Raw genomic sequence first — 14201 nt, forward strand, 5'->3', positions numbered from 1 at the left:
GGATGCCGATGACCGAAAGAAGGATTATCGAATTCGATCTGACGAAAGGATATGCACTCATAGACGATGAAAGGACAGATCCGTTCGACATAATAGATGCGATACAGGGAGAAAGCGATCTGCTCCTCATGCACGATCTCGACAGCCTTAACAAAAACAAACAGCAGCTGGACGTTCTTCAGGACATGGCGGAAGAAGTCGGCATATGGTACGAGGGAGGACTCAGATATGCCGACAGCCTGATAGATCCGCTGGTTTCTGGTGCTCAGAAGGTGGTTGTCGGCAACGCCTACTTCAGGGACGAAGAATATGAAAAGGCAATCAGGATGACTGACAGCGTAGTGATAGATATTGATGCAGATTACCCCGACCGGGTCACGGGATACACAAGATCGAAATGGGATAATCTTGTTTTGAGGAGACTCGTTGGGACAGGATACGGAACGGCGATTGCCTCGCCGACCGCGGCGCAGGACGTAATGGGCTCGCTGAAAGGCCTGAATCTTGAGCTCTGGATCCGGACGGATGAAGTCGCGGACGGGTTCGATAGGATTACTGCCGAAATGAAAGCTGCCGGCCTGTCGGTTGCAGGCAGAATAGCAAGTGTGAAGGAGCTGCTCGAAAACAATGACTGACACCGAAAAACTCAGGGAAGCCGTGGCAGCGATCTACAGGAGGAAGGGGAAGAAGACGCTTACAGAAGAGGAGATAAAATTCACCTGCTCGATGGAACTTCGATGGTTTCCTCCCGAAAAGGCCGAAGTCTTTTTCCACAATGCAAAGACGGCGCGCCTGCTCGTAGCCCGGGAACAGGGATATGCTCCCGCTTTCGATGTGGACGACAGGCACATAAGACATGTGATTAAGCCTGACGAAAGCATTGTGCTGAAGGGTGCGGACCTGGTCTCTGAAGTCGTTGAATTCATTGCTTCCTCTCTGAAACAGAGCAAAAGCGAGGTGATGGGTAAAATCAACAGGATGAAAAAAGAGATGGATATCGAAACGGCCACTGCCGCCATACTTGTCGGACTGAAAGAGGGCCTGGAGATGGAGGAGTTTGCCGGTCTGGCCCTGGATGAGCTGCAGCGCACTTACGCCGGCGGCGACACCTGAAAAGGCATGTCCTGCCAGTACTGCGAATCACTTTTCAATGAAATCGCCAAGAGTAAGCTCACGCCTCTTCGCCTGCGGTACAGTGAATTCATGCCTGGTCTCTTCAATAAGCGTTATTTTGAGCTGTTTTTCGAGCTTCCTTATCAGTGAGTCGGTGGGGACAAGGGTGCCTGCCTCCAGATCGCGGATAACGCTTTTCTTTTCATTGAGTCTGGCTGCGAGTTCCTCCTGCTTCAGGCCGAGCGAATTTCTTGCTTTCATAATTCTCTTCGGGAAATCAGGGGCGAGTTCACCGATGCTGTCTAGTGCGTCCGGGGTTTCTTTCACGGAAGAGCTAACGGCCGTCGGCCGGGCCTTGGGTCCGGGAACAATTTTCCGGCCCTTCGTAACTGAGCGTGATGCTGCTGCAGGCAGGTCGACGGGCTTGCCGAACCTTGCGCATTCCTGTCCAACCATCATTATGGCGTTTTCTATTTTCACCCTGATCAGTTTTCCCGATTCCCTGCCGCACATTTCACAGACTGCCAGATTCACACCTCCCGTGACAGGTACGCGCAGCACTCTGCAGTTGTCTCAATGCAGTCCGAAGGCGACTCAAAAATCTCATATCCATTTCTCTCAACTCTGTATCCATGTTACATAGAACATACTATCTAACATTTGCTAGCAGGCATTTTGGACGATGATTTTCTATCACAAAGTTTTTAATTAACGGAGACCAATAAGCCACTAGAATTTTAAGACGGCATGAGGTGCATAAATTTTGTCTGAAGGGACCAGGATCGACAGCGAGGATGAGATTTACAGAAGACTGCTTCTTCTCGAGGAAAGGAACACACAGCTGATGGAGCAGGCAAGAAGGGTCGAAGGCGAAAAAAGATATGTTCAGAGTGAGCTGGACAGGCTTCAAAGAGAGCTCAAAAGGCTGAAAAATGAGCTTGACAGGCTCAAGGCGCCGCCTCTTATCATTGGAAACATCAGGGACATCCTGGCCGACGGACGTGTCGTTGTAAAGAGTTCGACAGGACCGGATTTTGTTGTCAACATTTCGGACAATGTTGATGCGGCAGATATAGAGATCGGCGCAAGGGTAGCGCTGAACAAACAGACGCTCGCAGTAATGGGTCTGCTTCCCTCGTCTCTTGATCCAATAGTCACTGGCGCAGAAGTTATAGACAAGCCTGATGCATCATACGCGGAGATAGGCGGTCTTGAGAAACAGCTGGTCGAAGTCAGGGAGGCGGTGGAGGACCCGCTGCTTCGCCCAGAACTCTACAGGAAAATAGGCATCGAGCCGCCAAAGGGCATTCTGCTGGTCGGTCCGCCGGGCACAGGCAAGACGCTGATAGCAAAGGCAGTTGCACACAACACTAATGCCACTTTCATAAGGCTTGTCGGCTCTGAACTTGTCCAGAAATACATAGGGGAGGGTGCTAGACTGGTCAGGGAACTCTTTGAACTGGCCAAGCAGAAGGCACCAAGCATCGTCTTCATTGATGAACTTGACTCCGTCGGCGCGAAGAGACTAGATGCGGCAACTTCAGGTGACAGGGAAGTACAGCGCACACTGATGCAGCTGCTCGCCGAACTGGACGGTTTCAATCCCCTCGGCAATGTCAAGATAATTGCGGCATCAAACAGACCGGACATACTGGACGATGCGCTTCTGAGACCGGGCCGCTTTGACAGGATCATCAAGGTGCCGCCTCCCGGGGTGGAGGCCAGAAAGGAGATTTTCAGGATACACACCGTGAAGATGAACACGGACCATTCGATCGATTTTGATGAGCTTGCGGTCAAAACTGAAGGCGCTACCGGGGCGGACATACATGCCATCTGCACAGAAGCTGGCATGTTCGCCATCAGGGATAACAGGGACAGCGTTCTGATGTCAGATTTCGAAAAGAGCATTTCCAAGGTGCTCGGCGAAGAAATGCCGCATACCCCTGCAGGTGAAGCTGGCCCTATGTTCGCGTGACACCTTCGCCGCTGATTCGCTCCTCAACATCCTCTTCAAACACGAGGGGACCGATGTAATTGCATCTCTTGCAGTGATATTTCTGCCCTGTAATCATGCCTGCTTCATAATACAGATCCGTTGAGCCGCAGCTGGGACATTTCCTGACGGTCCTCCGTGTCACCGTAAAGCCGCAACTGGCACACCTGAACCATCTCGTTCCGCCCTTCCTGGTGACATTTGTGTCGGCGGAACCGCACTCCGGACAGCTGCTTTGTTTGAATCTCAATATTGGTTGAAGGGCGTCCGGGTATTTTACGTTTCCATACGGTATGCTGGCCCTCAACCGTTGCCGTCCACAGGGAAGGCACCTTGCAAAATCAAGAGTGATAATGACCTGTTACAGCTTATATACTGCATAATTGCCTCTCCCCAAAAAAGGCGAGGGAAATGCAACCTTTTGAAGCAATGCAACTGATGACCGACGAATATGCGGTAAAGATACTTGTGGGAACGATGCGGAAGCCGAGAACTGCAATAGATCTCTCCGAGCTGTTCGGGATACCCATTGCGGCCTGCTACAGGAAAATAAGGCTCCTTGAAGAGATGGGTCTCATCTCCTGTATCGAGCGGCGGCTTACAAGAGAAGGCAAGCGCATAAGCGTTTACCAGTCGCAGCTCAAGAATGCCTATATGTCATTTGAGGACGGAAGACTCAGGGTCAGGTTTGAGCTGGCAAATGGCGTGGTACAGGACTCCGGGGATCAGAGTCTGGTAACTTCAATAACTGTCTGAAGCAGATAAGCCTGAAACTGCCGGACATTAAACACCTTTCTGCCATTTCGTCTGAGCGATTGTTTTTTTTATCCGGCCGGTTGCCCAATACTGTTGCCTGCTGCCGGCCTTTTGACAGTTTAATCGTGAAACGGAGAGGCTGGCGGGCGTTCCGGCTTTCGAATGAATACTGGTCTCACCTTGATACTTAGTAATTTTATTCTACATGGATTTCAGATAATACATTTTGACCAAAGATTTATACTGAAACAGTTAATTGCTTAACGATGCGGACAGTGCTGATAAGGCCTACGAATCCGTCCGGCAGTGCATATCTGACCAAATGGGGATTCCTCCCTGCCCCGCTCGGGCTGCTTCAGCTCGCCGGTGAGCTTCAGAGACTCGACAACTCCAGCATCAGGATTATCGACATGGAGGCCGAGAGCATGACAGTGGAGCGGGTGCTCGACGAGATTTCGGCATTCAGGCCTGACATGATAGGCATCACAATCCACGCGACCGCGGCACACGGCACCTCCTGCGAAATTGCTCGCAGAGTGAAGCAGCGTTTTCCTGATACTGTTATCGTGGCAGGAGGTCATCATGCAACCTTCCTTCCCAATGATCTTCTGCGGGAGGGGTTTGACATCGTCGTCCTGGGGGAAGGCGATTTCACTTTCGCCGAAATAGCATCTGCCGTGGATGCCGGCACAGACCTCGGCCTCATTCCTGGAATAGTCTACAAGGCCAAGGGGAAGTTCGTCCGCACAGGCCGGAGGGGGCTTATCGAGGATCTTGACACGCTTGCATTTCCGGCACTGGAACTGATAGATGCTTCAAAGTACACCTTCTCGGTTTTCGGAAAGGAGAGCAGGGTGCTCTGCCTGGAAACATCACGCGGCTGTCCGTATGCATGCGATTTCTGCTCTGTCACGCCGACATGGGGTAACAAGTGGCGGAACAAGTCAAACGCGAGGATTATTGAGGAGATGCACAACGCTGAAAAATTCGGCTACGACTGGATATTCTTTACGGATGACATATTCATCGTTTTCCCGAACACAAAGCAGAGGGCTTTGCTCTTCCGGTCAATGATGGATAACGGTTTTGATTTCAGATGGATCGTTCAGATGAGGGCCGACGTGACAGCAAAGAATCCGGAGCTGATAAGGAAGGGAGCTGAGGCAGGCATGAGCGTGGCCTTCATGGGCATCGAGTCCGGCAGCCAGGAGATCCTTCGCAAAATGCACAAGGGTATTTTTACGCCGCAGTCTGTGGACGCCGTAAGGATACTCAGCGGAAACGGCGTGATTGTACTGTGCGGCATGATGATCGGCGCGCCGTACGAAAGGCTCAGGGACATGATTACGACGGTCAGGTTTTCGAACAAACTGGCGGATGCCGGTGCTGATGCCGTACAGTTCAGCATATACACCCCGCTTCCCGGTACAAGGGTGTTCGACGATGCACTCAGGAACGGCAGGCTCTTTACGCTTGACTGGGACAGGTATGATGTTCTTACGCCGGTCATGAAGACAAAGGTGCATCCTGCAGTTGTCCAGCTTGTCCAGTTCTATGCCAATTATTCCTTCTATGTCAGAAAATACCTGCTCTCGAAGATGGGGCGGAGAGCCGTACATGAGAGAAAAGAGAAGCTTGTTTCTGACGCAACGCGGTTCATATTTGAAATGATGCCGGAATACATAAGGGATATGACAAAGTTCCCTGCGCAGCTCATCAGAACCAGCAGACTGTATGCGTCCCTTGCCAGGAACGCAGGCATTGCGAAAGATGCTGTGGCCGAACTTATGGAGAACTCAAACAGCGTGATTTACCTGCAGAAGCCAGGCACTGCCAATCCCTATTTCAGGATAAAGCAGGAGCAGTGAGCCTTTCTGCTACTGCTTCTTCCGCCTGTTCCTTTTCGATACGGCATAATCCATTTCCAGTGCGGCCCTGTATTTGGCCCACATTGCACCGACCCTTGCCTCGAATGTAGAGGCCGGCTCGGGTTCACCTGTCTTGAAGGTTTCGCGGAACACCATGTTGAGGACAGTGCGGTTGCGCCCATCTTCGCTTAACGTGTAGTCGCCTATCTCGTTGACGCCGTCATCATAATCAACAAGATGCCAGGACGACTTGGGTTTCAGGGACACAATCCTGATGCCCTCAGTGCTCCTGCCGCCGGTATTGTAATGTGCTATCCATACAACCGTGCTCTTTGTCTTTTCAAAAATATGTCTCGTCCATGTTGCGCCGATCAGCTTTGCGTCGTCTTCCCTGTAATCGGTGCACCAGTCGTAGACAAACGTCCTCGGTGCCTCGAACGTCACTGAAAGGCGGTAAACACGTGTTTTCATAATCAGAGTATTGCAATGATGGATTATAAACATGCATCCGTAAAGAGCTGCAGATTGCGGCACTGACTTTTTGAATGGCGCTGGAACCGGGACGAGCTCTGCCGAGCTGCCGCAGGCCGCTCAGTTGATGGAAATGTCGAAAACAGACTCGAAGCGTTTTCGCCGGTAGTTTGCACCCAGGCTTCCCACGACCGGAAGCTGGTAGGAACACTTCATGCACCTGTTCCTGCCGTCAAGATTCCATGATGTTATTTCAAACCCGTATCTGCCGATTGCGACACTGCCGCATCCCGGGCAGTATGTGCTCTCAAGCCTGTGCCCTGGCACATTACCGATATAGACATACCTGAGCCCCTGGGCGCGGGCAACCTCGTAGTGCCTTTCAAGCGTCTCAACAGGAGTGAAGGGGAAATCCATCATCCTGTAGTCCGGATGGAAGCGGAGGAAATGAATGGGCACATCCGGTCCGTAGCTGTCGTAAATCCATCTGCAGAGTTTTTCGGCCTCCGCGAGGCTGTCACCGACGCCAGGCACAATGAGATCCGTGAACTCCACATGTATATTCGTCTTATTCCTTATCTCGTCAAGATATGTGAAAATAGGTCCGGCGTCTGGAATGCCGATATATTTCCTTACAAAATTCCTTTCTGCATTTCCCTTGAAGTCAACGGTTATCGCGTCGAGGAACGTTGAAAGATGGCTGACACCTTCCGGAGTCCCGTATCCGTTTGACACAAACAGGTTGAACAGTCCTCTAGATCGTGCAATCCTGCCAATGTCTTCCGCAAACTCAGTGTAGATTGAAGGTTCATTGTATGTGTAGGCAATGCCCTCACAGTTCTTTTTCACTGCCATTTCCACAACTTCGGCGGGCCGGAGTTCCGCGCCTTCCACCTTTCTCCTCTGACTTATGTCAAAATTCTGGCAGTAATGGCAGAGCCAGTTGCAGCCAGTTGTGGCAATAGAGAATATACGTGTGCCGGGATTGAAATGGACCAGCGGTTTTTTCTCTATGGGGTCTATGTGCCCGGTGATCACCCTTCCATAAACAAGCAGCTGCAGTCTCCCGCCCACATTCTGCCTTATGCCGCACAGACCGGTCTGTCCCTCGGCAAGTCTGCAGTACCTGGCGCACGCTGTGCATCTTATCCTGCCGTTGTCCGCGATTTCGAAAAGGGTTGCTTCCTTCATCCGTCACCGTACTATCCTGCTGCAGCTTAAAAAGGGTTTGCAGCAGAATTTCCGTTCAGCTGTAAAGGCCGTACGGCTCCTTTATTGCGGGTTCCGCCTGCTTCCTCACCTTTTCCATCTGTGCCTGTATCTGAACGGCTTCCGCCAGAAGAGGTCTTATTGAAAAATTGAACGGCTTGAACAGGCTGTTGAGTCCTTCGACCACAGCAGCGGCGGCCGCCGCGTCCGGAACGTCGACCATGGATTCGGCAAACAGCCCTATCACATCATGATTTCCCATTCTCCCCTCGTTCAGCATGATTGCTGAAACACCGGAAATCATTCCTGTATCGAGAACGTCGAGCTTTGCATCGCTTATCATCCTTCTTGCATTGTCCGTCGTGCCAACGGCCCACATACGCGGCTTGGTTGCAAGCGGTCTGGTGTCATCCTCGGCTGAAAGACCGTCGAGCGAAACAAAGATTTTACATCCGGAGTCGAGTCCCCACTTTATCAGTTCCCTGACAACCGGTCTGTGCGTCCTGGGAGGCAGCGGTATCTCGCTTGTGAATATCGCCATGTTCAGCTTTTCCGAGCAGTATATCCTCGACGGAAGTTTGGGCCTCGCGTTATAAACCATGGACACGGGCGGAAAGTCATCCGAGTCCATGGCTGCAACCTGATTCATTGAATTGCTCGCAATTATATGATTTGCGGCGATGCCGGCCACCATTCCGATGCCGGTGGAGCTTTCAATCAGGACGCCGTCCTTGAGATGCACATCACTCAGTTTTCTGGTAACAACATCTGTCAAGCAAATTACCTCTCGCACATATTGTCTTAACTACTATTTTATTTAGACCGGAAAATCCGGCAGGACAGGAATGATCACATGCGTAACAGTCTGATGTTGTCTTCTGAGCAGACAGAGAATATGTTCTGCGAATCCGCCAAAAGGGTTGATGCGCATCGGGCATCCGGGGAAAATGCGATTCTTCCTAACTTGTTTGAAACAGTCTGCCGGAAAGAACGATTTTTCAGTAAGCAGAGTGAAGGTCTGTTCTCACAGCCTGCGTGAGCCCTGCCGGATGGCCTCTCCGGGGAAATAAACGCATCTGGCTGACAGTTTGACCAGCCTCAGGCATGAAATCAGCACGTCGTTCCGACACCCTTCACATCCGGTTGCAGTGCAAGCGCGCAACACTTGTCCGAAATACAGATTTCAGACTAAGACGGTGCGGGAGGCGCAGTGGGTAAGGAGAAGGGAAAATTATGAATTGCAGCACATGATGTCTCATTCCCGGCTGAACGCCGGGATGGAACTCTGTTTGAAGGAAATGAATGAAAGGCAGCTGATAAACTCCCTGCGGAGTATATTCGATTCTCCCGCCCCTCCGCTGGGAATGGGAGATGACTGTTCGGTAATCGGAATCGGCGGTAGAAAACTGCTTGTGACGACCGACATGCTCTTTGAGTCCACGCACCTGAAGTACTGCGACACCTATCGCAAGAAGGGAAGAATGGCAATGTCGGCCAATCTCAGCGATATTGCCGCGATGGGAGGCAGACCGCTGTATGCCTTTACAGGGCTTGGGCTTCCGCAGGGAATGACACCGGCTAATGCCCATTCGCTCGCACGTGGAATATCGGAGGTTGCAAGGGAGCACACCGTAAGCGTGCTTGGCGGAGACACGAAGCGTGCTCATGAACTCACCGTATCGATAACGCTCATAGGGGAAGCCGAAGGAGCACCACTCCTCAGAAGCGGTGCGAAACCCGGAGATGTTGTTGCGGTCACCGGTTTGATGGGAAGGGCAGCCTACTCGTACTCATTGAAGAGGAGCGGCATGCGATCCGTCCCGGGAATTTGTGAGGTGCGCCCCAGGATAGAGGAAGGCATTGCGCTTGCCAGGAGCGGACAGGTCCACTCGGCAACAGACATCACCGATGGTCTCGCGCTTTCACTGCATTACATAAGCGAAGCGAGCGGCACGGCCATGGAAATAGACGCCGACAGCATTCCGTTTTACAGCAGTCGCCCGCCTCCTGGAATGAGTGCATCAAAGTGGAGGGAAATGGCATTATGCTGGGGCGGCGACTATGAGTTGCTTTTCACGGCCGACAGCGGACTGGACATCGGGAGGCTGAGAAAAGAGGGTTGCGGGGACGTTCATGTCATTGGAAGGGTTACGGAAGGGAAGGGGGTGTACATCACTGAGGCCGGCAAAAGGAAAAGTATTCCGGCAAGAGGTTACGACAGCCTCAGGGGGAAAAGCACCTGACGGTTCCGGCACCGCATGCGCTGAAATACTGAGGCTTTACGGAAAATGCAGCACATTCTACGGTCGTTTCGGATGGTGGCCGGCTGAAAGTCCTTTTGAAGTTTGTGTTGGTGCTGTCCTGACGCAGAACACGAGCTGGAGGAACGTAGAGAGGGCACTGGAAAACATAAGGGCCGGGATAGGGATCACGCCATATGCCGTTGTGAGTGCAGGAACAGAAAAAATTCAGCAGCTCATACGTCCGAGCGGTTTCTACCGCCAGAAGGCGAGGACACTGATCGCATTTTCGAAATTTGCAATGGAGAATTTCGGAGGGGACATTACACGTCTGGGTAGAATGGGCGAAGATGAAGCGCGAAAGCTTCTGCTGGGTATCAGGGGCATAGGCAATGAAACAGCAGACTCGATGCTTCTGTACGCCTGCGGTATCCCTTCATTCGTTGTTGACGCATACACACGCCGCCTTTTCCACAGAATCGGCATCGCTGATGAAAATGCTGCTTACGACAGCATCAAGCTGGCCGTTGAAAAGTGCACAGGCAAGGAGTTCCGCGATATGCAGCAGCTTCATGCCCTGATTGTTGAACATTCGAAGAGATTCTGCAGGAAAAATCCGCTGTGCGGCGAATGTTTCTACCGCGCGGACTGCAGGCATGGAAAAATGGTCAGAGGTACACGATGACACTGCCTGACAGCAGCGTCAGGACCAGTCCGGCAGTGAGGAACACGATGAAGGGAATTTTCGGTGAAACCCATACAGTCTTCCAGCCGATGGATCGTATCCTGTCCAGCGTCTCCTCCTCGTCCGCACGACCGAGTCTTTTAAGCCTCACGGGTCTGCCTGACTCGTCCGGCGATTCCATCAGCCACTCCTTCTCCATATTCACCGACGCCACATCCTTCCGGAATCCGACGAACATCCTGGGAATCGATACATCCCCGCGTGAAGCGTTCCGGAAGAAAAGGAAGACGGGAACCAGAAGAGAAAGCACGGCCGCAAGAAGCAGCACATTCAGGAAGAAAGGAAAGGTAAATGATTCGAATGACGGAGGGATTCGACCTATAACCGGAACAGGGTAGACAGGGAAAAGCAGTACGAGGCTGACGAGTGCCTTTGCGTCGGCACCTCCCCTGATCACGTCAATATAAAACAGCAGAAGGATGAACAGTATCCAGAGCGATTCGGATGCGGCAATGTCCACTGAAGCAACGGAGGGCAGGCTGTAGACTGAGTAGAGTGTACTGATGCCGCACAATGCGCCCGCCGCATATCTCAGCATTTTTCCGTTCCTCCGGAACAGGGTATCCCAGTCCAAAAATATGTCCGCGAACAGGAAGGCCGGGAAAAGGATGGCAAGAACAGCGGGAAAGGCATCGGATCCGTTTCCCAGCAGCATAACGGCCGATATGACCACTCCCACCAGACCGGAAAATATCCAGAGCAAATCCGATACCTCCCTGGTTTGCAAATCCTGGCAGGAAGCGATCAGAAAGGCAGAAAGTGCCGCAGCAGCGGCCGCAATGTATGCGTCATTCACAATTCAGGGCAGAGCTTCCGGCGGATAGATAACACTTGCTTCAGGAATTCGAGTTTCAGCTTTCCGGCTCTATGATTACATGCTTCAGCTCAGTTATTTTCCCCCTGAGTTCGCTCTGGACCCTGTCTATGGCCTTCTCGAGTTCGTCTGTGTTGAGGCCGTCTGAAAAATTGATCCTGACAACCATCATAAGACTCTCGGGGCCCAGATATATTGTCTTGATGTCCCTTACAAGCTGCACAAAAGGCAGTTTCAGTATGTCCTGTGCAATACTTGCCATTTGTGCCTTTGTAAGCCCCTTCCCTATCAGCAGTTCCCTTCCCTCCGCAGCAAGCGTGATGCCGGTAACCAGCAGAAGAAGGCCGTTTGCTATTGCTGCAATCGCGTCATATCGTGTATTGTCCTCATAAAGTGCGAGCGTTATCCCGGTAATTGCAATAACGCTCGAAACTATGCTCATTACATCCTGCAGCAGCACCGTTTTGACACCCTGGTGGTACCTTTCTATTATGCTCTTTGGGTTGTCATAATAATTCCTTATTCTGTGTATCAGATAGAGGAGGCTGAAACTGCTCACGATGATGGTAACAGCGAGTATGAGGATGCTGTAGCCGTACTCTGCGAGCGGATAAGGCACGAGAAGCCCGTAGAAGCCGTAGGCCATTACCGCCACGCCGCTCACCGAGAATGCAAACACGCCGCTGACAAAAGACCAGAAGAACCTCTCCAGACCGTATCCGAAGGGATGGAGTTCGTTCGCAGGCCTGAGAGAACTCCATACGGCAAAAAGGAGCATTCCACCACTCGCTATATCGCTGAGCTGGTAAATCGACTCTGACAAAACAGCCCTGCTGTGCCCGTAAAGGAAGACGATTATGGAGAAAACGAAAATCAATGCGTCACCGATCAGCGTCATGTAGATTGTTCTGTAGCTCTTTTCGGTTTCCATCTGTTCTGTTACCTGTCGAAAACAATGGGCACTGCAAATAAAAATCTATTTGATGGAACGCTGACGGTTATCAGCAGAGGGTGCAGATTTTTACAACAATTCATTTAAATAGCTTACAAATGTTGAATTAAACAGGAAATGCGAACGGTAGTGCTCTGCGTCGACAGGGATAATGACATAGGCGAAAAGGCGTCGCTCAGGGGACCCTTTGTCGGGAGGGAGAGGAACCTTGAAGCGGCAATGGCGCTCGGCATGGCTGATCCGGAGGATCCTGATTCAAACACCGTCCTTTCTGCAATCGGCATGTATGACGAACTGCTCAGGCGCGGCCTTGATGTGCAGGTAGCGACGATCTGCGGAAGCCAGGATGTGGGATTCGAATCGGACAGGATACTGTCCGAACAGCTCGAGGAAGTCATGGATGCTGTCAAGCCGGACAGGGCAATACTCGTGAGCAACGGCGCTGAAGACGAGTATTTCTACCCGGTCATAGCCTCGCGGATAAAAATCGATTCAGTAAAGAGAGTGTTCATAAAGCAGACGCCGACGGCGGAGGGTCTCTACTACATAATGATAAAGACGCTGAAGGATCCGAAACTCAGAAGGAAGCTGCTTTCGCCGTTCTCGGCGATACTCATCGTCTACGGTTTTTTCCTGATGTTTTCCGATCTTGTGATGCTGAGCAATACGCACAGCATCGGCTACATCTCTGGAATCGCCCCGGGCCTCATCACCTTCCTCATCGGCCTGTACATCGCATGGTACGCATATAACGTGACCGAGGGATTCCGCTCCGCATTCGGCAGGCTCTGGAAAGCGATGAAGTCTGGGAGCCAGCTGCTGCCATTTGCAATATTTTCGGGTGTTCTGATAGTCGTCGGGGTGCTCTACGCTTCTTCGACTGTAACCCAGGCCCGAAATGTTCCTCTCCAGATACTTGCGTTCGTGTTCGTTTACAACTTCCTCTGGATAGGCGTGTTCGCGGCGCTCGTTTTTGAAACCGGGCGTTTCACAAATACATACTTCAGCAAGCGGAAGATTTCCTGGTCGTCAATAATAGTGGGCCTCATGTTCGTGGCGCTCGGCATGATACTGCAGGGCGCACTTGACGCGATTGTTCTGCTTTACCGCCTTGGCCCTGTCAACGAGACGCTTATAGGCGTCGAAACTGTTTCGGGCATTCTGATAGCGATGTTCGGCGGCCTCCTCAATTCCACGATCCACGGGCAGGAAGAGACGGCGCTCGATTCTTCCGAAGAGAAAGAAGGCGCGGAACTCAGCACCAGGGCATTTAAATGAACTGGCAGGATTGGATGCCCGTCTACGAGGAAATTCTGGATGATTTTTCTTTCGACAGGGCCTCGGAACGCAGGGCGATCGATGCGGCCAGGCAGGCTGCGGCGCTGTACTGTCCGGATCCGGGCGCTTCGCTGGAGCTTCTCGGGAAGCTCACGGGAAAGGAGGTGGTGGTAGCGGGAAACAGCGCAAAACTCGAAACTGACTTCAGGGCACTGAGCCGGGCAGGCATAATCGCGGGGAGGACCATCATGTCTGCGGACGGTGCTTCAACCAGACTGGAAAGGCTCGGTGTGCGTTCGGGGGTGATAGTCACAGACATGGACGGAAGCGCTGATGATGAGATACAGCAGAACGGAAGGGGAAGCATGCTGCTGCTCCATTTTCATGGAGACAATTACAGAAGAGCGCACAGCATTGCATCAAGACTCAGAGGCCCGTGCCTGATTACAGTCCAGGGGGAACCGGGAGGCGGAACATTCAATTTCGGCGGCTTCACAGACGGCGATCGTGCCGTGCTGACGGCAGAGTCGTTAGGCGCCGGCACGGTATATCTTGCCGGTTTCGATTTCGATCATCCGAAGGAGAAGGGAAAGGCGGCTGCGCTGAAGATAAGAAAACTGGCATGGGCAAAGAGAATTATAGATGGTGCTTCTGCAAGAGGAATGAAAATAAGGTTTGCGTCTGAATATGGCGGTACTGCGCGTGTTTACAGTGAAAAGTGATTCGTATCCATATTTTGTGCACTGCGGCTCCGGGCCG

16 protein-coding genes are annotated in these 14201 nt (G+C 52.0%); 9 read left to right on the top strand and 7 right to left on the bottom strand.

Features of this window, described 5'->3' with window-relative positions; translation table 11 throughout:
* Positions 1–8 precede the first annotated feature (8 nt).
* The gene (locus KIS29_06920) at positions 9–635 is read left to right on the top strand and encodes a hypothetical protein (GenBank protein MBX8640051.1); all 627 of its coding nucleotides are present in this window, start codon (positions 9–11) and stop codon (positions 633–635) included.
* Positions 628–1113, top strand: coding sequence for a DUF2240 family protein (locus KIS29_06925; protein MBX8640052.1), 486 nt, complete (start codon positions 628–630; stop codon positions 1111–1113). Before KIS29_06920 ends, KIS29_06925 begins: the two co-directional genes overlap by 8 nt.
* 27 nt (positions 1114–1140) lie before the next feature.
* Here KIS29_06925 and KIS29_06930 read toward each other — a convergent pair whose 3' ends face one another.
* On the bottom strand, positions 1141–1647 hold the full coding sequence (locus KIS29_06930) for a TIGR00270 family protein (GenBank protein ID MBX8640053.1): 507 nt from the start codon (positions 1645–1647) through the stop codon (positions 1141–1143).
* A 229-nt stretch (positions 1648–1876) separates the two neighbouring features.
* Here KIS29_06930 and KIS29_06935 point away from each other — a divergent pair, with 229 nt between their 5' ends.
* Positions 1877–3091 carry a proteasome-activating nucleotidase gene (locus tag KIS29_06935; GenBank protein ID MBX8640054.1) on the top strand — a complete coding sequence of 405 codons (1215 nt, stop codon included), beginning with the start codon at positions 1877–1879 and terminating at the stop codon, positions 3089–3091.
* Here KIS29_06935 and KIS29_06940 read toward each other — a convergent pair.
* Positions 3078–3254 carry a TFIIB-type zinc ribbon-containing protein gene (locus tag KIS29_06940; protein ID MBX8640055.1) on the bottom strand — a complete coding sequence of 59 codons (177 nt, stop codon included), beginning with the start codon at positions 3252–3254 and terminating at the stop codon, positions 3078–3080. The genes KIS29_06935 and KIS29_06940 overlap by 14 nt on opposite strands.
* Before the next feature lie 266 nt (positions 3255–3520).
* On the opposite strand from KIS29_06940, the gene KIS29_06945 reads away from it, so the two are divergent.
* Both KIS29_06945 and KIS29_06950 read left to right on the top strand, forming a co-directional pair.
* Positions 3521–3865 carry a winged helix-turn-helix domain-containing protein gene (locus KIS29_06945; GenBank protein MBX8640056.1) on the top strand — a complete coding sequence of 115 codons (345 nt, stop codon included), beginning with the start codon at positions 3521–3523 and terminating at the stop codon, positions 3863–3865.
* A 266-nt stretch (positions 3866–4131) separates the two neighbouring features.
* Positions 4132–5733: a B12-binding domain-containing radical SAM protein gene (locus KIS29_06950; protein MBX8640057.1), complete on the top strand. Its 1602-nt coding sequence runs from the start codon at positions 4132–4134 to the stop codon at positions 5731–5733.
* A 9-nt stretch (positions 5734–5742) separates the two neighbouring features.
* Here KIS29_06950 and KIS29_06955 read toward each other — a convergent pair whose 3' ends face one another.
* From KIS29_06955 to KIS29_06965, 3 genes are all read right to left on the bottom strand, one after another.
* Positions 5743–6204 carry a hypothetical protein gene (locus tag KIS29_06955; GenBank protein ID MBX8640058.1) on the bottom strand — a complete coding sequence of 154 codons (462 nt, stop codon included), beginning with the start codon at positions 6202–6204 and terminating at the stop codon, positions 5743–5745.
* Positions 6205–6324: 120 nt separating this feature from the next.
* A complete protein-coding gene (amrS, locus tag KIS29_06960; GenBank protein ID MBX8640059.1) occupies positions 6325–7395 on the bottom strand; it encodes an AmmeMemoRadiSam system radical SAM enzyme in 1071 nt (356 codons plus the stop codon).
* A gap of 55 nt (positions 7396–7450) precedes the next feature.
* Positions 7451–8188 (bottom strand): PAC2 family protein, encoded by a 738-nt coding sequence (locus KIS29_06965; GenBank protein ID MBX8640060.1) that lies wholly within the window; start codon positions 8186–8188, stop codon positions 7451–7453.
* A 523-nt stretch (positions 8189–8711) separates the two neighbouring features.
* Between KIS29_06965 and thiL the strand changes: the two genes are divergently transcribed.
* The gene (gene thiL / locus KIS29_06970) at positions 8712–9656 is read left to right on the top strand and encodes a thiamine-phosphate kinase (GenBank protein ID MBX8640061.1); all 945 of its coding nucleotides are present in this window, start codon (positions 8712–8714) and stop codon (positions 9654–9656) included.
* Positions 9547–10338, top strand: coding sequence for an endonuclease III domain-containing protein (locus KIS29_06975; GenBank protein MBX8640062.1), 792 nt, complete (start codon positions 9547–9549; stop codon positions 10336–10338). Before thiL ends, KIS29_06975 begins: the two co-directional genes overlap by 110 nt.
* On the opposite strand, the gene KIS29_06980 is transcribed toward KIS29_06975, so the two are convergent.
* The gene (locus KIS29_06980; protein ID MBX8640063.1) at positions 10322–11194 is read right to left on the bottom strand and encodes a hypothetical protein; all 873 of its coding nucleotides are present in this window, start codon (positions 11192–11194) and stop codon (positions 10322–10324) included. The two genes, KIS29_06975 and KIS29_06980, sit on opposite strands and share 17 nt — an antisense overlap.
* Positions 11195–11249: 55 nt before the next feature.
* Complete coding sequence (locus KIS29_06985; protein ID MBX8640064.1) at positions 11250–12143, bottom strand: cation diffusion facilitator family transporter; 894 nt, start codon at positions 12141–12143, stop codon at positions 11250–11252.
* A gap of 138 nt (positions 12144–12281) precedes the next feature.
* On the opposite strand from KIS29_06985, the gene KIS29_06990 reads away from it, so the two are divergent.
* Together KIS29_06990 and KIS29_06995 are read left to right on the top strand one after the other, a co-directional pair.
* Complete coding sequence (locus tag KIS29_06990) at positions 12282–13442, top strand: DUF373 family protein (protein MBX8640065.1); 1161 nt, start codon at positions 12282–12284, stop codon at positions 13440–13442.
* Positions 13439–14164, top strand: a complete 726-nt coding sequence (locus KIS29_06995; GenBank protein MBX8640066.1) for a DUF115 domain-containing protein — start codon at positions 13439–13441, stop codon at positions 14162–14164. Before KIS29_06990 ends, KIS29_06995 begins: the two co-directional genes overlap by 4 nt.
* Positions 14165–14201 lie beyond the last annotated feature (37 nt).

This window comes from Candidatus Sysuiplasma jiujiangense, from assembly GCA_019721075.1.
GTDB lineage: Archaea > Thermoplasmatota > Thermoplasmata > Sysuiplasmatales > Sysuiplasmataceae > Sysuiplasma > Sysuiplasma jiujiangense.